This is a genomic window from Ningiella ruwaisensis, assembly GCF_004798935.1.
Lineage (GTDB): Bacteria > Pseudomonadota > Gammaproteobacteria > Enterobacterales > Alteromonadaceae > Glaciecola > Glaciecola ruwaisensis.
The window spans coordinates 404,178-420,526 of sequence record NZ_RAHT01000004.1 but is presented as its reverse complement, the minus strand read 5'-3'; the positions used below and the strand labels follow the sequence as shown (position 1 = coordinate 420,526).

Sequence of the window (16,349 nt, the reverse complement as noted above, 5' to 3'; positions counted from 1 at the left end):
CTTAGGTACGGAGTCAAGTGTTAGTTTTATTTGATGGCTGGAGTGATTCGATAATGGGACAAATTTTGTTATTCGAATTATTTTTACAGTCTGATACGAGGGATTCAAGACTGCCTTTAAGACGCGTTAAGTCTTTCAACTTCTCTTCAATCACATCCAGTTTATGTTCAGCAAGGGACTGCACTTCTTCACAATTGCTGTTACTTAATACCAATAATGACGATATTTCAGCCAACGTAAAACCCAAGTGTTGAGCACGCTTGATAAATAACACCCTTGAAAGTGCTTGCGGAGTATATTGTCTGTAACCTTGAGATGGTTTTATCGGTTGCTGCAACAAGGCCTTCTTTTCATAGAACCGAATAGTCTCTACACCCACATTTGCTTCTTTTGCGAGTTTACTTATTGTGTACATATAAAGCCCTAAATAGTTTGACTCACTTACTAAACAAAAAATAGCATCAAATCATAATTTATACCGAGTTTGCATAAATTCATCACGAGCATCAACAATAACTGATGATGGCAATTCGACAATAGCGAACGGTATAAACGACACAACCCCTTGGTCGTCATGCTCAGTCACACCCTAAAGTCGCCTATATAGAGCCTGATATCACAGTGTTAGCATGGCAGATGTCTTTTTTAAATACATCTGCCGTTCTCTTCTCCTTTATTTAAGTTTTCTGTCGTGCACAAGTCGATATAAAACAGGCAATACTATCAATGTCAGTAAAGTAGACGAAATTATTCCGCCAATGACCACTGTCGCCAATGGACGCTGTACTTCTGCTCCCGTCCCGACATTCAGCGCCATTGGCACAAAACCAAGGCTAGCAACCAATGCCGTCATCAGTACCGGCCGCAAGCGTGTTAATGCACCATCAACAATAGAATTAATTAACTCTCCTGTTTCTTCTAGTCTTTGGCGGATAAACGACAACATAACCAAACCGTTAAGCACAGCAATGCCAGATAGCGCTATAAAACCGACGCCTGCTGATATAGACAAGGGCATGTCTCGCATCCATAGCGCAAAAACGCCACCTGTTAATGCTAAAGGCACGCCAGTGAAAATTATCAGTGCATCTTTCACCGAACCAAAGGCAATGACTAGCAATGCAAGAATTAAGAAAAGCGTCGCTGGGACAACAAGGCTCAATCGCTGACTCGCACTTTCAAGCTGCTCGAACGTGCCGCCATAATCGACCCAATAACCACTTGGTAATACAACATTTTCTGCTATTTGCATTTTTGCTTCAGTAACAAACGAGCCTAGGTCGCGCTCTCTTACATTGGCTGTCACCACAATACGGCGCTTGGCGTTTTCTCGGCTGATTTGACTGGGTATACTGGCATATTCAAGTGTTGCAACCTCTGCTATCGGCACATAATTACCATCCCCCGTCATAATGGGTATAGTGCCTAGCGTATCAAGATTATTGCGAATATCCTCTGAGTAGCGCACCACTATCTCAAATCGCCTGTCGCCCTCGAATATCAAGCCTGCTTCTTTGCCGCCAACCGATGCGCTTAACCATGTTTGCAGATCAGTGACATCCAAATTATAACGCGCTAAAGCATAAGGTTTGGGGTTCACAGTAAAGATAGGGATCTCATCAACTTGCTCAACGCGTGCATCCGCTGCCCCGGGTATATCTTGCAGTACCGCTAATATATCACCGGCCGAATCGCGCAGTTTATCTAAATCGTCACCATAGATTTTTATCCCCAAATCAGCTCTAACGCCACTAATTAATTCGTTAAACCGCATTTGTATAGGTTGAGTAAACTCGTAATTATTGCCGGGCACGTTTTGAAGCTCACGCTCCATTTGCTCAACAAATTCGACTTTGGATAAAGTAGGATCTGGCCATTGGTCGATAGGTTTCAACATTACAAAGGTATCGGTAACATTGGGCGGCATCGCATCGGTGGCAACTTCTGCCGTGCCCGTTTTAGCAAAGACAGTGCTCACTTGTGGGTACTGCATAATGACGTCTTCAAGCCTTTTTTGCATATCCACAGCCTGCTCAATGCCAGTGCCGGGCACTCGCATAGCGTGCAAGGCAATATCACCCTCATCCAGTTGAGGTATAAATTCAGAGCCAAGACGCATGCTTAGCCAAACGCTCACAATAACCAATAATGTCGCTGAGCCTATTACCAACCAACGTAGCTTCAGCGCCCATAACAGAACAGGACGATAGACCGATTTCGCCCCCACTATGATTGGACTCTCTTTTTCACTGACTTTACCCGACATAAACATCGCAACGGCTGCTGGCACAATAGTGATTGAGAACACCATCGCAGCAAGTAATGCCAAGATGACGGTGGCTGCCATCGGGTGAAACATCTTCCCTTCTACCCCTGTTAAACTGAAAATGGGGATATACACGATTGTAATAATCATCACGCCAAACAGACTCGGCCGTATAACCTCATTGGTTGCTTCATACACAACTTCGAGCCTTTCCTTGATGGGCAGCACTGAGCCGGTTCGCCTCTGCGCTTCACTTAATCGCCTGATACAGTTTTCAACAATAATGACTGCACCATCCACAATTAACCCGAAGTCTAGTGCCCCTAAGCTCATTAAGTTTGCGCTAACGCCTGTTTGCACCATCCCTGTTATTGTGGCGAGCATCGCCAGCGGTATCACAGCTGCGGTAATAATGGCTGCTCTTATATTGCCAAGCAGCAGAAACAACACCACAATCACTAGCAATGCGCCTTCAACAAGGTTTTTGCGAACGGTGTTGATGGCTTTATCAACCAGTGCGGTCCTATCGTAAACAGTTTCTATTACCACACCTTCGGGCAAGCTAGCTTGGATTTCATCCACTTTTTCAGCCACTGCCAAGGCCACGGCACGACTATTCTCACCAATGAGCATCATGGCAGTGCCTAACACGGTTTCCTTACCCTCTCGTGTCGCAGCCCCCGTTCGAAGCTCCTTGCCAATAGCGACGTCGGCAATATCGTTCACGGTCACTGGAGACTGGTTAGCGAGTGTCACCACGACATTACCAATATCTTCAATTGTGGCCAGTTGCGCTTGAGAGCGCACCAGTATTTGTTGACCGTTGCGTTCAACATATCCCGCACCTTGATTGGCATTATTGCGCCTCAATGCTCGCAGCAGATCGTCAGTGCTCACACCATAATTAAGCATACGTTGAGGATCAGGATTCACATGATATTGCTTGGTAAAGCCGCCAATGGCGTTAACTTCGGTAATACCTTTTACTAACGCGAGTTGTGGCTTTACCACCCAGTCATGCAACTCTCTTAAAGCCATCGCATCAAAGTCTCTGCCATCGGATGTTAATGTGCCCGGCTCAACGCTGAGCGTGTACATGTAGATTTCACCCAAACCGGTGGCAATCGGTCCCATCTCTGGCTCAATACCCTCTGGTAGCTGACTTTTAATAATGCCTATGCGCTCATTAATGAGGTTTCTGGCAAAATACAGGTCGGTGCCTTCTTCAAATACGGCGGTCACTTGAGACAAGCCATAACGAGATAGTGAACGGGTATAATCCAAGTTTGGTAAACCCGCTAGAGCGTTTTCTACCAAAAAGGTGATGCGTTGTTCAGTTTCGAGCGGCGAATAACCAGTTGCTTGTGTATTAATTTGTACTTGGACATTGGTGATGTCGGGTACGGCGTCAATAGGCAGCTTTTGATAACTAAATAAGCCAAAACCAATGACTAAAAAACTCAGCATCAAAAATATACCGCGCCTGTCTATTGCGGTGCGAATAATGGAAGCTAGCATGTTAAGCCACCTTTAAAGCCTTGCAGTGGCAAACATGTATATTCGGGTTGTATTGAGGCATTAATGGTCATGACCGGCCTCCGATTTTTCCAAATCTGCTTTGATCAGGTAACTATTGGTAGCCACCACACGCTCACCTATTTCAATGCCGCTTATGACTTCAATAAAGCGACCATCGGTCACACCAAGCTGCACAGGGCGTGGTTTATATTCATTATCATGATTAACAAATACCACTTGCTTGTCTTCATACTCTTGCACGGCAGTAACAGGCACCATATGACTTACGGTCTTAGTGGCAGTGGTTACCTGCGCTTTTACCAAGGTGCCTAATGGCCAATAGCCACTACTATTGTCAACAGTGACATTGGCAAGCGAATGCGGACTACTATCGGCAGATGGTGTGAGGTAAGCAATTTCAGATAGCTGCTCAAAGTTTGCATGCCTTAATTCAACAGCTTGTCCTACCTTTATTTTGGAGAGGTGCTGCGAGAACACGGTTAACTGTGCCCACACATTCTTATAGTTGGCTAATGAAAAAAGCACTTGCCCGTTTGATAACTCACCATTATTGGCATGCCGCGCTATTACGTTGCCATCAAAGGGAGAAACAATCGAGTAGCTTTTTAAGCTCTCATTTGATTCTACGACCGCTAAAACATCCCCTTTTTTAACTGTGTCGCCAATATTGACTTTGACATCTTTGATCACACCGTCAAAACGCGCTCTGATATGACTCAATGAACCTGGATCTGCACTTATTCGGCCATAGAGTGTGGTCGAAAGTGAAATGTCGCCAGCGATGACATTTGTGGTGGTAATCCCATTTTTCACAGCCGTCTCATCACTCATCGTAACGACTTCACCAGCGTGTTTATCGTCCGCATGAGAATCACCGCCTGCTTGTTTGTCCCCTGCGATTACCGTCCCGTGTATCATCATTAGCGTGACGCTTAAAACGAGTACTTTTAATATTGTGAATGTTTTTAATTGAGTAAATTTATTCATGATCGTTACTTCTTATCGAAATGTTTGATGGCTGCTGCATAGTGATGTTGTGCTCTAGCTTTTTGGAAGCATTGCTCTTTGCAGTATCAGTTTTTGCAGTACCGCTTTGTGGAGCTTTAAGTGCAAGACCGGTAAGCGTTTCGATTTCAGTTTTGCTTAGGTGCACTTGAGACGCTGCCTCAATTAATGTTAGGCGTGTATTTAAGAATTCTTGTCGAGTAGATACCCATTCCAAATAGCTAAATCTGCCATCTAAATAAGCGCTTTCGACTAAATCTAAGGCTTCTTTAAGAGGCGGCATTACGGTTTGTTGAATAGCGTCGACCTCTAGTAATGCGCGAGTGTGCTCCCCTAAAGCCTGATTAACTGAATGTAAAAGACTGCGCACATTACTCTGTTTTTGCAGTGCTATTGCATCAAGGCGTGCCTTTTGCGCCTCGTATTCGCCTAGATTTCGTTTTTGTTGAAACAATGGCATGCTGATCCCAGCTGTAAAAGCGGTTTCATCAATACCTTGTATTCGCCGAACACCGGCTGACCATTCAATGTCAGCTCGATTATTGGCTTGCACTAATCTAAGCTGCGCCGCTTGAACGCGGCTTTGTTTTGCAAACAGGTCTATATGCGGACTGCTTTGGATAGCGGTCGAAAGCGTCTCGAATGAGCCAATGTCTTGAAACGCAAAAAGTTGACCTTCCACTCGCTTAAAAGTGGGCGTTTGTTCGCCCCACATGATGGCAAGACTGCGCAATGCAAATTGAAGACTTTCTTGAGCCAATTTAACATCGAGTTTTGCTTGGGCTAGCGCGGCTTGGGCGCGTTTTTGCTCTAGCAATGGTGACGCGCCTGCATCAACCCGCTTAGCAACTGCGTTATAGGTATAGAGTGCAAGTGTCTGTGCGTCGTTTTGCACGTCTAAGGTGGCCTGCAATACGAGTGCTTTGATGTAACGACGATTCAGCTCGCCGAGGACATCTAGTGTGCGTATTTTCTTTTCCACTTCTTGTTGTATTTTACGCTCAGAGAGTACATTCAACCTTGCGCTAGGCTTGTCGTTGAGCTGTAGTACAGATGACAAGGTCAAACTGACTTCAAGCTCCTTAATGCCCGACACCTCGCCGGTTCCCATAAAGTTCTCTAGTTCAATCCCAGCGTTCAATGCGGGTTTAAGCGCGGCGGTTTTTGATTCTCCGTTTATTACTCGCTGTCTAAATTCAAACTCATACAAACTTGGATTATTGGCAAGTGTAAGTCTTACCGTATCTTCAAGGCTCAGCGTTTCTCGCACAGGCGCTTGAACACCTTCATCTATATAGCGATTAGTTTGTGCCGCTTGAGCGGCAAGTGGGCTCAACGTTAAGCCCAATGCGCAAGCAAACGCAATGGCGCGTACATGCACAAAAATAGGAAACATTTTCATTAGAACATCCTAATAATTTATCAATATTCAGCGTCGCGAGAGTCTTCAACGCGACACTATCAAAAGCGATATTAGGATAGTGCTTTGGGTGGGCGTAGTAATCGGTTGATGGGTGCGTCGATGATCGCATCCAAATAATTAAAATTGTGGATAGATAGCACGGATTGTAGATTGTTGATGTCTTGCTGACCTAACCACTGCGCATGCGTACCGTGGCAGTGGCCACAATGATGGCAATCGGCAGGGTTATGGTGATCTGCTTTTGCTGACTCACCAAGCTCTTTAGTTGGAATATCATTTGACGCTTGATTGTGCTCTGAATGCTGGTGTTCATGTCGCAAATGTTGGGTATCTATTGCATGAAAATCTAAGGAATTCGCCACAGCAGAAAACGACTGAAAGAGTATCAGCGAGATTATGATGCAACTTATGTGTTTTAGATTCTTCATTGTTGTGAGTGTACCAAGCCTATTTTACTTCGTCACGACATTGTTCATCGGCAAATTCCAGCTCTACTGTCGTATGTTCAAAATGATATTTTGCTAATGAGCTTTGTATGCTCTCCTTTAATGACTGAATGTGTTCAACACTGACTTCCCCCTCGAGGACAAGATGGACGGTCATAACATTTCGCTCTCCGTCTAAAGACCAAATATGAAAATGATGGAGGTTGCTTACCTTATCGTTTGCAAGCAAGTCGTTACGGATTTTTGACATTTGCTCCTCATCTGGCGTTGCCTGTAAAAATAGCATCAGGGTTTCTTTTAGGTTACGAAACACATTGAAGAGGATGAACAAAGTAAAGCCGATGGACAGGATGGGATCTAAAATCGCCCAAGGTTTAAACATTAAGACAATGGATACAATAAATACTGCCACCCAACCGAGAACATCTTCCAGCAAGTGCCAATTTAGCACTCGTTCGTTTAATGACGTTCCTTCGCTTAGTTTATAAGCGGCAAAACCGTTTACTGCCATACCAAAAATAGATAAAGCTAACATCCCCTCTACTTGGGGCATTTCAGGCTCTGCTAAACGAGGGACTGCTTCAAACAATATCCAAATAGAGCCGACCGTTAGCACTAAACCGTTAATCAACGCGCTCAATAAAGAAAAGCGTTTATATCCATATGAAAACGTTTGATTGGCATCTTTATCGCTAAGCTTGTTCAATCCCCACGCTGTGCCAATTGACAGACTATCGCCGAGGTCATGTACCGCGTCTGCCATGATAGCGGTGCTGTTGGTTAGCCAACCACCAATAAATTCAATAATGGTGAACACCACATTTAAGAAGAATGCCCAACCGATGCGTTTTGACGCATCCTTTGAATTTTCACGCGAGTGTGAGTGATTATGACTGTGCATTTTTTATCTTATCCAAGATTGCTTTATTTGCAGGCGAAACTGGCATGGGTTTGAATGGGCTAACATTTGCACCACCCGTGTTACCCTCTGGCAACAAGCCTATCGCGGTTTTCGTGATGGCACCTATTATTCGAAATATTTGCCCAAATACTTCTTTCATGTCGCTTTGTTTTAATCCAAATTTCAGCATTTCATAATGCACTCGGGTATGGTGATAAGTAGAGTGCTGTCCAATCACATGTGCATCTTCTAAGGCTTTAAATCCTGCTTCATCATCTTGATGTAAAAACGCATGTTGTGCATCTTTTAGTTTTTTATCTACATAGGATTGTGCTGCTTGCGTGAAATTCATAATGCTTCTCCGGCAGATTGACTGTTATCACGAAGCTCTTGTTTGGCGTCTTTTAATATTGAAATTGCACCGCGTAAAACGATGATAGACACAATAAGGCCAATCACTAAATCGGGCCAGCGAGTGTCAAATAGGTAAACCGTCACGCCCGCTAATATTACGCCCATGTTGGCAATGACGTCGTTTGCCGAGAAAATCCAACTTGCTCGCATATGTACTTCGCCACTCTTCTGTTTTCTAATGATTAATAAACATATGACGTTGGCGATTAAGGCAACAAAACCCATCCCCATCATTAACAATGACTCTGGGTCACTGCCTAATATCGAACGACGAGCAATATCAAATAAAATAATGAGGCCTAGTATTAATTGAAAATAGCCGCTAATTTTTGCCGCGTTTGCTTTATGAATAATGGTTTTACCCACGGCATAAATACCAATGCCGTACACGACAGCATCTGCTAGCATATCCAACGAATCTGCAATAAGCGCTGTTGAGTCAGCCAATAAGCCTACACTCATTTCAACGACGAACATTACGGCATTAATGCCTAACAACCAATACAACACCCTTTTTTGTTCTTGGTCTTTGATTTCAATGTCGCACCCACACCCGCTCATAAAAAACACTCGCTTTACTGACTCATTACACAAGTGTAAACTCTATACTTGGTATAGAGTCAAGCGCGTCAGGTAAAGAAAAATGAAAATAGGACAGTTAGCAGATAAAACAGGCCTAAGTATTCAAACTATTCGCTTTTATGAACGAAAAGCCTTGCTAAGTGCGCCGGAGCGCACGCAGTCTAATTATCGAAGTTATTCAGAAGAAGCACTAAAGCAGTTGCTGTTTATTAAGCAATGCCGTGCGCTTGATATGACGATTGAAGAAATTAGTTTAGTACTAGAAACACGAGCTAACCCAGAGAGCAGTTGCGAAAGTGTTAATGCTACGATTGACAAACACATTGATGATATTGAGCATCGAATATCTGAGTTAAACGCTCTACAAAAAACACTGCAATCCATGCGTGCCGCTTGTGATGATGACAAAAAAATCAAGGAATGCGGTGTACTGCATCAGTTAGATAGTATTGTAGATTCGCACTGCCCTACAATACGTAATGACTGAGCCTCAATGACTCAAATAAATAGTTTTTCTAGCAAAACAAAAACTTACTAGTTGGACATCAAATCACATATCCTGAAACCGATTTAACCCTTGAGCCATCCGTACAATTTCTTGATTTTCCAGTGCCAGTAAGTTGTCTAAAAGTTCTTTATGATGAGGAATAACAGCTTGCTCTCTTAGATATGTATAAAGTGCTATCACTTGTTGGTGTTGTTCGATTACGACTGCTGCAATCTCTGAATCTGTTTTTTGTTCAAATGCACCGTCGCAGTGGTCGTGCAAGACAATCGGATTATTCTCCAAATATTCAATAAAGAGCGTTTCCAACTCTCCAGGTTCCGCTTTTACTGAAAATGATTTTATAAGCGCTGCTAAGTGCTCCTCATGAGCAATCAAATATTGCATTGCCATTTTTGAGCGCTCAGAATTATTTGGTTCGCAATGCGTGAGGCAGCTTGCTAGTTGTTTGTGGAAATCGATGGTCCACTCTAAAATATCTCTTACACTTTCTATTTTCATACTAACTCTCGATATCCCGCACAGATTAAAAAGATTCCAGTCAGAAATTTAAATTAAATACCGCGTAAAATCATAACGGCTAGATTACAGTTGCATTACAAATTTGTCAGTTCCGCTCTTTTACATAGTGTTTCACGTTGGGTCACTTTAAATTAAAAATTAAGCCATGAATACGTCACCACTTATTCGCTTATTACAATTGGGAATGAGGCTAAAACTCTCATCTAGGCAGGACTATTCATAGTCGGACTGCTTTTTGCACTACTCTCAAATAAGATTAGGGGAGAGTGACTATAAGAACATTAAGTTGTGCTCTACTTCCCAAGAACTAGGGCGTTTCGACTTGGTTTGTTGTAAAAGGGCGATTTTTATTTCTGTAAGGTTGATTGCAATATTTACCTACATATGTGAACTTTTTACCCGATATTGACGGGGTTTGAGCAACATTATGAACGCAAATAAAACAGATAAAGGATTACTTAGTGCATTTGTAAAATGCGCTGCGTGCCTTGCTTTGCTTGTTTTATCATTGTCTAGTGTTGCATGTGAGCCTTCAGACAAAAATGACGCAACTGCCAATTTCATTGAGTCCGTAACGACTCAACATCAATCTGACAATACGCAACAGTCGGAACATCAAAATCATACAGAGTGCGACGGTAAGTGTTGTGACGGTGTTTGTGAATGTAAATTAGGCTCATGCTTTAATTTTACAACAATGGTTGCGCATGATTTGAAATCAATTAGTGCGCCGTCCTCTTCGCACTTTTATTTCTCCAATTTTTATCATTTTTACTCGGGGTTCAGCCTCCTGAGGCCACCTAAACTTCATTTGATTTCTTAAGTAGTTTTCAGTTTACCGACGGACAAACATATCAATATTGCATACCGATAATGCAGTTTGTGGCACATGTCGCAAATAAAATGAGGTTCTTATGAATAATCGAATGAAACAAAATCGGCGCGTTTTTTTGAAAAATGCTGCCTATGCGACTGGTGGATTGGCCTTGCTAGGTCAAATGAGAGCACCATGGGCTTTCCCAGAAGGTTATAGCAATAGCAAAAATCATAGCGGTATTGCTGAAGTTAACTACGGTAATGCGGTAGTAGGTGGGGAAAATATTAAGATGACGATCTCTCGTCAGCAAAAAAAAATTGCCGGCGATATTGCAAGGCCCATTACCATCAACGACATATCACCTGGTCCATTGCTCCGGTTAAGAGAAGGTCAGCAAGTTAAGATTCATGTTACCAACGAATTACCAGACAGCACGTCTATTCATTGGCATGGTTTTATTCTCCCATTTAATATGGATGGAGTACCTGGCGTTTCATTTCCTGGTATCGACCCTAACTCTACGTTTACCTATGAATTTGATATAGAACAAAACGGCACCTATTGGTATCACAGCCACTCGGGCTTGCAAGAGCAGTTAGGTCACTTGGGGCCTGTCATTATCGACCCTGTTGACGGTGACATAGGTGCAGACAGAGAGCATGTCATTCAATTGAGCGATTGGACCTTTGAGGATCCACATGATGTGTTTAGACATTTAAAGGTAGCAGAGGGTTACTACAATTATCAACAACGTACGATAAGCGACACTGTTAACGATATTAAAAAGCAAGGTTTTGTTAATACAGTAAAAGAAAGAGCTATGTGGGCCAATATGCGGATGAATCCCAGAGATATTCTCGATGTTACTGGTTCGACATATACATATTTAATGAACGGCAGAGATGCTCAAACAAACTGGACCGCTCTATATAAGCCCAATGAAAGTGTTCGCTTAAGGCTTATCAATGGCTCAGCCATGACGTATTTTGATTTTCGTATTCCAGGTCTTGAAATGACGGTAGTGGCTGCTGATGGACAACCAATCAAACCCGTTAAAGTGGACGAACTTCGAATTGCGGTTGCTGAAACCTATGACGTCATTGTAAGACCAATCGGCTCCAACACATATACTCTTTTCGCAGAGAGCATGGATAGAAGTGGCTTCGTCAGAGGAACCCTAAGTACTGAACTTGGAAAAGAAGCACATGTGCCAACATTGCGCAAAATGCCAGAGCGGGGCATGGCAGCTATGGGAATGAGCTTTGATATGTCAGGCATGAAGGGCATGAATGAAATGGACACGTCGGCCGCTGACGCTAAGAGCCGAGCAACATCATCTGGCTCATCCGTGGCTCATATGAATGACCACTCATCTATGCCCTCTCGTGCACTGCCAGTAGACGACATTAATATAAAGCATGATGAAAACGGTCATGGTCCTGGTGCAAGTATGCTTGCAAATAATCCCACAAGTCGACTCGATGAACCGGGTGTTGGTTTAGAGAATGTGAAGCATCGAGTATTGCTGTATAGCGACTTAACAGGTGCAAAAGAGTGGCCCGATACCAGAGAGCCAACGCAAACAGTCGAACTGCACCTTACAGGCAATATGGAACGTTATATGTGGTCGTTTGATGGACTCAAATTTAACGAAGTCGATGGCCCTATTCATTTTAGGTATGGCGAACGAATTCGTTTGATTTTAGTGAACGATTCTATGATGAACCATCCAATCCACTTGCACGGTATGTGGATGGAGTTAGAAAACGGGAATTATCCGCCTCCCCGAAAACATACCATAAGTTTAAAACCCAGCGAAAAAGTATCGCTCTTGATAAGCGCAGATGCCCCCGGAAATTGGGCATTCCATTGTCACCTGCTCTACCACATGGATGCGGGTATGTTCAGAATCGTATCGGTCTCGTAGGGAAAATTATATGAAAAACACGTCTAAAATTTTCAGTACTTTACTGATTGGTCTTTGCGCATCGTCTAATGCGCAAGAGATTCCATCAGATTGGCCGAAACCAGTCGAACAGTACAACACGGGCATGATTTTATTTGACCGGTTTGAATATACGCGCACAAACGATGAAGAAAACATCGGAGTGTGGGACATGATTGGATGGTACGGCGGTGATACCTATCGCCTTTACTTCAAAAGTGAAGGGGAAAACAAGCAAGATGATGGTGAGGCCACAGATTTAGAGCGAGCCGAGCTCCTTGCAAGTAAATTGATTGCGCCATTTTGGGAATTTCAAGCAGGTATCGGCACAAGAGGAACTTTAAGTAGCGAGTCGAATATGGAGAACTATGCCGTCATAAGCTTATATGGAGTCGCTCCTTATCAATTCGAAATGGATAACTCCATTGTCATTAATGAGGATGGTGACGTCAGTTTCTCAGTAGAAGCCGAATATGAAATTAGAGTCACCCAAACATCATTTTTGCAACCGAGACTTGCCCTAGCTGGTTCGCTTTCAGAATCTGAAAGGTTTGATCGCCCCTCTGGCTTCAATTCAATACGCATAGGTTTGCGATATCGCTATGAGTTTGCAAGAGAGTTTGCGCCATACGCTGGTATTTATTGGAGTCGAAGTCTTGGTAATAGCGCTGATATCGCTCGAAACAATGGTGAGTCAGTAAGTGAAACTGGTCTCGTAGTGGGTGCTCGGTTCTGGTTCTAAAGGCTTTACAAAGGAGCAATAAATGGAAGTAGTTATTCAGTTGATAGTGGCTTTAATAGCGATTGGATTGGCAACCACGAGTCATTTTTTAAGCCTCAGAGCGTTAAAGAATCTTGTCGTGAGCTCAAACCTCTCTGCATACCTAAAGCTCATTACGGTGGTTTACGGCATAACTTTTAGCCAGTTGATAGCTGCCTTTTGGTTTGCTTCAGGCTTTTTGATATCGATACAAATAGGTCTGGGCGATTTGCAGGGATCAACTTCTCTTAGTTTTATTGAAATTTATTACTTCTCACTGATCAATTTAACCACCTTAGGATTGGCTCAACTAACGCCCATTGGGCATTTAAGTTTCTTATCGGGTTTAGAGGCAATGACGGGCTTTTTACTCGTTAGCTGTTCAGCTTCTTTAATATTTAAAACAATGAATCAGTCCTAAACGGACATAAAGGATAACGTGATGACTAAATATACAAAGTTTTTAGCAATGATTTTCACATCAACTATGGCCATGCTGCTAATGATGTATTTCAATACTTATGCATTCGACCACATTTTCTTTAGCGAAACGCGGTTCTATATGGCTATCTATATGGGTTCGATAATGGCAATCATTATGTTGCTGTTCATGCTCAACATGTATGAGAACAAAGCCAAGAACTGGACAATTTTACTAGGTAGCGGACTTGTTTTTTTGGTCTCACTATTCTTAGTTCGCTCACAATCAACCATCGCTGACGAGGCCTGGATGAAAGCAATGATACCGCATCACTCTATTGCCATTTTGACTAGTGAGCGAGCCAATATCTCAGATAAACGGGTGCTTAAATTAGCCAATGAAATCATCGCTGCGCAGGAGCGCGAAATCAAAGAAATGAAGTGGTTATTAGATGATATCGAGAAGAACGGTGAAGCACAAACTGACGCCGAAGCGACTAGCCGCTCGGTCCCCGATTTCAATCAACAATAAGCAAACTACTAAAACATTAATACCTTACTAAAAAAGCAGGAGAGGGACCATGGCAAAACAAGCAAAATTATATCGAATGCATACCGATGAGCACATCTGTCCGTATGGCTTGCGCTCTAAAGACCTATTAGAGCGAGAAGGGTTTCAAGTAGAGGATCATAAGCTTGCAAGTCGCGAAGAAACCGATAAGTTCAAAAAAGAACACGACGTAGAGACTACTCCTCAGACCTTTATCGATGGGGAGCGGATAGGTGGATATGACGACTTAAGGGAGTACTTTGACTTAGGCGAAGCTGGGCAAACAGGCACCACCTACACACCTGTTATTGCGATATTTTCTGTTGCCCTGCTAATGGCTTTGTCAATAGCGTATGCGTATCTCGCAGGTAATTACATCATACAAGTTATCGAGCTTTTTGTTGCATTTAGTATGACACTGCTAGCGATCCAAAAGCTAAAAGATTTATATAGCTTTACGAACTCCTTCATCACCTATGACTTGCTGGCAATGCGGAATATACGTTACGGCTACATTTACCCCTTTGCAGAGGCATTCGCTGGAATCGGAATGCTGGCAGGCCTGTCGGGTTATCTTGTTGGCCCAGTTTCTTTATTTATCGGGACAGTGGGCGCGATTTCTGTATTCAAAGCAGTATACATCGATAAACGTGAACTTAAATGTGCTTGCGTGGGCGGTGATAGCAGCGTGCCACTTGGCTTTGTATCTCTCACAGAAAATCTATTTATGATTGCAGCTGGATTATGGATGCTCTCTAAAGCAATTGCCTAGATGCGTCAGTACCAAGCTATTGAAGCGTACTGACAAAATGTAAAGAGTTTGGTGAAAAAGACCTTATTATCAATCAAGGAATGGTTACATGAGTTCTCACAACGAAGATTACGAAAAAGGAAGTTTGAGTTTAGCTGGTACGGTCGCTATGGGTACTGGTGTAATGATTGGAGCCGGAATATTTGCGCTTACCGGCCAGGTAGCGGAATATGCTGGGTCATTATTCCCTCTGGCGTTCATTGTAGCTGCCATTATCAGTGGATTTAGTGCCTATAGCTACATAAAGGTTTCAAACAAATATCCATCTGCGGGCGGCATCGCGATGATCTTAAAAAAGGCTTATGGCCCAAGTGCTATAACCGGAGGTGCCGCATTATTAATGGCATTTTCAATGATCATCAATGAAAGCTTAGTGGCTCGAACGTTTGGCACATACACCCTTCAGCTATTTGACGTACAAGAAAATAGCATATTGGTTCCCATACTGGCTATCGGGCTTATCATTTTTGCATTTGTGGTAAACGTGGCAGGTAACAAAGTAATTGGAAGTGTTTCCAAGGTTACAGCCGTGTTGAAAATTGGCGGCATATTGATTTTCGCCCTCGTAGCGCTCTGGGCAGCGGGGTTTGCTTTTCAACCCGCTAGCGCTGATGTGACTGAAAATGCCTCTGCTAGTGGCTTTTTAGCCGGTACCGCTTTGGCTATTTTAGCCTACAAAGGATTTACCACTATTACTAATAGCGGCGACGAAGTGGTCGACCCAAATAAAAATGTTGGGCGAGCCATTATTGTGTCTTTACTAATTTGTTTGGTTATCTATTTATTAGTTTGCTATGCAGTAGGCTCTACATTAACGGTCGAACAGATAGTTGCTGCTAAAGACTACGCACTTGCTGAAGCGGCTCGTCCCGCTATCGGACAGTATGGTGTTTGGTTTACGGTGGGTATTGCAATAATAGCGACTGCGTCGGGTCTACTAGCCAGCGTTTTTGCGGTTTCGCGTATGTTGGCAATGTTGACAGATATGAATTTGATCCCCCATCGGCACTTTGGTATGCCCGGTAATATTCAAAAACATACGTTGGTCTTTACTGTAATTGCTGCCGGACTACTTGCCGCTTTTTTTGATCTTTCAAGGATCGCCTCTCTAGGGGCCATTTTTTACCTAGTAATGGATATTATTATTCATTGGGGCGTATTAAAGGTACTTAGAAAAGACGTTGGAGCAAACCCACTAGTGGTGATCACCGCAATTATATTAGACGTTGTTGTTCTTCTAGCATTCATTTGGATCAAAGGCAGTGATGATTTACAGATTATCATCATTGCCGGCATTGGCATTGTTGCTGTTTTTGCCTACGAGCGCTTTTTCCTCAGGCATAACGGCGACGACAATGATAACGATGAGGGTCATACCCACAATGGCTAGAATTAAATAACTATGAGGAAATAAAAGGTTTGGAAATGCACGTTTATCGGCCT

16 protein-coding genes are annotated in these 16,349 nt (G+C 43.1%); 7 read left to right on the top strand and 9 right to left on the bottom strand.

Annotated features, from left to right (window positions below):
• Positions 1-13: 13 nt before the first annotated feature.
• The 8 genes from merR to D6V41_RS10935 form a co-directional block, all read right to left on the bottom strand.
• On the bottom strand, positions 14-415 hold the full coding sequence (gene merR / locus D6V41_RS10970) for an Hg(II)-responsive transcriptional regulator (protein WP_136251543.1): 402 nt from the start codon (positions 413-415) through the stop codon (positions 14-16).
• Between the two features lie 258 nt (positions 416-673).
• A complete protein-coding gene (locus D6V41_RS10965) occupies positions 674-3,784 on the bottom strand; it encodes an efflux RND transporter permease subunit (protein WP_136251542.1) in 3,111 nt (1,036 codons plus the stop codon).
• Positions 3,785-3,844: 60 nt separating this feature from the next.
• Complete coding sequence (locus D6V41_RS10960) at positions 3,845-4,792, bottom strand: efflux RND transporter periplasmic adaptor subunit (RefSeq protein WP_136251541.1); 948 nt, start codon at positions 4,790-4,792, stop codon at positions 3,845-3,847.
• Positions 4,785-6,212: a TolC family protein gene (locus D6V41_RS10955; protein ID WP_136251540.1), complete on the bottom strand. Its 1,428-nt coding sequence runs from the start codon at positions 6,210-6,212 to the stop codon at positions 4,785-4,787. Before D6V41_RS10955 ends, D6V41_RS10960 begins: the two co-directional genes overlap by 8 nt.
• Positions 6,213-6,283: 71 nt before the next feature.
• Positions 6,284-6,661, bottom strand: coding sequence for a hypothetical protein (locus tag D6V41_RS10950; RefSeq protein WP_136251539.1), 378 nt, complete (start codon positions 6,659-6,661; stop codon positions 6,284-6,286).
• Between the two features lie 19 nt (positions 6,662-6,680).
• A complete protein-coding gene (locus tag D6V41_RS10945) occupies positions 6,681-7,580 on the bottom strand; it encodes a cation diffusion facilitator family transporter (RefSeq protein ID WP_136251538.1) in 900 nt (299 codons plus the stop codon).
• Positions 7,567-7,932 carry a DUF3703 domain-containing protein gene (locus tag D6V41_RS10940; RefSeq protein WP_136251537.1) on the bottom strand — a complete coding sequence of 122 codons (366 nt, stop codon included), beginning with the start codon at positions 7,930-7,932 and terminating at the stop codon, positions 7,567-7,569. Before D6V41_RS10940 ends, D6V41_RS10945 begins: the two co-directional genes overlap by 14 nt.
• Positions 7,929-8,555: a cation efflux transmembrane domain-containing protein gene (locus D6V41_RS10935; RefSeq protein WP_136251536.1), complete on the bottom strand. Its 627-nt coding sequence runs from the start codon at positions 8,553-8,555 to the stop codon at positions 7,929-7,931. The genes D6V41_RS10940 and D6V41_RS10935 overlap by 4 nt, the downstream gene beginning before the upstream one ends.
• An 82-nt stretch (positions 8,556-8,637) precedes the next feature.
• Between D6V41_RS10935 and cadR the strand changes: the two genes are divergently transcribed.
• Positions 8,638-9,063 carry a Cd(II)/Pb(II)-responsive transcriptional regulator gene (gene cadR, locus D6V41_RS10930; protein WP_136251535.1) on the top strand — a complete coding sequence of 142 codons (426 nt, stop codon included), beginning with the start codon at positions 8,638-8,640 and terminating at the stop codon, positions 9,061-9,063.
• A gap of 63 nt (positions 9,064-9,126) precedes the next feature.
• Here the strand turns inward: cadR and D6V41_RS10925 are convergent, their stop codons facing one another.
• Complete coding sequence (locus D6V41_RS10925; protein WP_136251534.1) at positions 9,127-9,582, bottom strand: hypothetical protein; 456 nt, start codon at positions 9,580-9,582, stop codon at positions 9,127-9,129.
• 935 nt (positions 9,583-10,517) lie between these two features.
• Between D6V41_RS10925 and D6V41_RS10920 the strand changes: the two genes are divergently transcribed.
• From D6V41_RS10920 to D6V41_RS10895, 6 genes are all read left to right on the top strand, one after another.
• Complete coding sequence (locus D6V41_RS10920; RefSeq protein ID WP_136251533.1) at positions 10,518-12,347, top strand: copper resistance system multicopper oxidase; 1,830 nt, start codon at positions 10,518-10,520, stop codon at positions 12,345-12,347.
• Between the two features lie 10 nt (positions 12,348-12,357).
• The gene (locus D6V41_RS10915) at positions 12,358-13,107 is read left to right on the top strand and encodes a copper resistance protein B (protein ID WP_136251532.1); all 750 of its coding nucleotides are present in this window, start codon (positions 12,358-12,360) and stop codon (positions 13,105-13,107) included.
• Between the two features lie 22 nt (positions 13,108-13,129).
• Entirely contained in the window at positions 13,130-13,546 is a 417-nt protein-coding gene (locus D6V41_RS10910) for an ion channel (protein WP_136251531.1), read from the top strand.
• A 21-nt stretch (positions 13,547-13,567) separates the two neighbouring features.
• Positions 13,568-14,077 (top strand): DUF305 domain-containing protein, encoded by a 510-nt coding sequence (locus D6V41_RS10905; RefSeq protein WP_136251530.1) that lies wholly within the window; start codon positions 13,568-13,570, stop codon positions 14,075-14,077.
• Positions 14,078-14,126: 49 nt separating this feature from the next.
• Positions 14,127-14,867, top strand: a complete 741-nt coding sequence (locus D6V41_RS10900; RefSeq protein WP_136251529.1) for a MauE/DoxX family redox-associated membrane protein — start codon at positions 14,127-14,129, stop codon at positions 14,865-14,867.
• Between the two features lie 88 nt (positions 14,868-14,955).
• Positions 14,956-16,296: an APC family permease gene (locus D6V41_RS10895; RefSeq protein WP_136251528.1), complete on the top strand. Its 1,341-nt coding sequence runs from the start codon at positions 14,956-14,958 to the stop codon at positions 16,294-16,296.
• Positions 16,297-16,349 lie beyond the last annotated feature (53 nt).

What these genes read in the sequence shown, in the direction of transcription:
- merR (WP_136251543.1), bottom strand. Translation starts at nt 415, where the DNA reads ATGTACACAATAAGTAAACTCGCAAAAGAAGCAAATGTGGGTGTAGAG.
- D6V41_RS10965 (WP_136251542.1), bottom strand. Translation starts at nt 3,784, where the DNA reads ATGCTAGCTTCCATTATTCGCACCGCAATAGACAGGCGCGGTATATTT.
- D6V41_RS10960 (WP_136251541.1), bottom strand. Translation starts at nt 4,792, where the DNA reads ATGAATAAATTTACTCAATTAAAAACATTCACAATATTAAAAGTACTC.
- D6V41_RS10955 (WP_136251540.1), bottom strand. Translation starts at nt 6,212, where the DNA reads ATGAAAATGTTTCCTATTTTTGTGCATGTACGCGCCATTGCGTTTGCT.
- D6V41_RS10950 (WP_136251539.1), bottom strand. Translation starts at nt 6,661, where the DNA reads ATGAAGAATCTAAAACACATAAGTTGCATCATAATCTCGCTGATACTC.
- D6V41_RS10945 (WP_136251538.1), bottom strand. Translation starts at nt 7,580, where the DNA reads ATGCACAGTCATAATCACTCACACTCGCGTGAAAATTCAAAGGATGCG.
- D6V41_RS10940 (WP_136251537.1), bottom strand. Translation starts at nt 7,932, where the DNA reads ATGAATTTCACGCAAGCAGCACAATCCTATGTAGATAAAAAACTAAAA.
- D6V41_RS10935 (WP_136251536.1), bottom strand. Translation starts at nt 8,555, where the DNA reads ATGAGCGGGTGTGGGTGCGACATTGAAATCAAAGACCAAGAACAAAAA.
- cadR (WP_136251535.1), top strand. Translation starts at nt 8,638, where the DNA reads ATGAAAATAGGACAGTTAGCAGATAAAACAGGCCTAAGTATTCAAACT.
- D6V41_RS10925 (WP_136251534.1), bottom strand. Translation starts at nt 9,582, where the DNA reads ATGAAAATAGAAAGTGTAAGAGATATTTTAGAGTGGACCATCGATTTC.
- D6V41_RS10920 (WP_136251533.1), top strand. Translation starts at nt 10,518, where the DNA reads ATGAATAATCGAATGAAACAAAATCGGCGCGTTTTTTTGAAAAATGCT.
- D6V41_RS10915 (WP_136251532.1), top strand. Translation starts at nt 12,358, where the DNA reads ATGAAAAACACGTCTAAAATTTTCAGTACTTTACTGATTGGTCTTTGC.
- D6V41_RS10910 (WP_136251531.1), top strand. Translation starts at nt 13,130, where the DNA reads ATGGAAGTAGTTATTCAGTTGATAGTGGCTTTAATAGCGATTGGATTG.
- D6V41_RS10905 (WP_136251530.1), top strand. Translation starts at nt 13,568, where the DNA reads ATGACTAAATATACAAAGTTTTTAGCAATGATTTTCACATCAACTATG.
- D6V41_RS10900 (WP_136251529.1), top strand. Translation starts at nt 14,127, where the DNA reads ATGGCAAAACAAGCAAAATTATATCGAATGCATACCGATGAGCACATC.
- D6V41_RS10895 (WP_136251528.1), top strand. Translation starts at nt 14,956, where the DNA reads ATGAGTTCTCACAACGAAGATTACGAAAAAGGAAGTTTGAGTTTAGCT.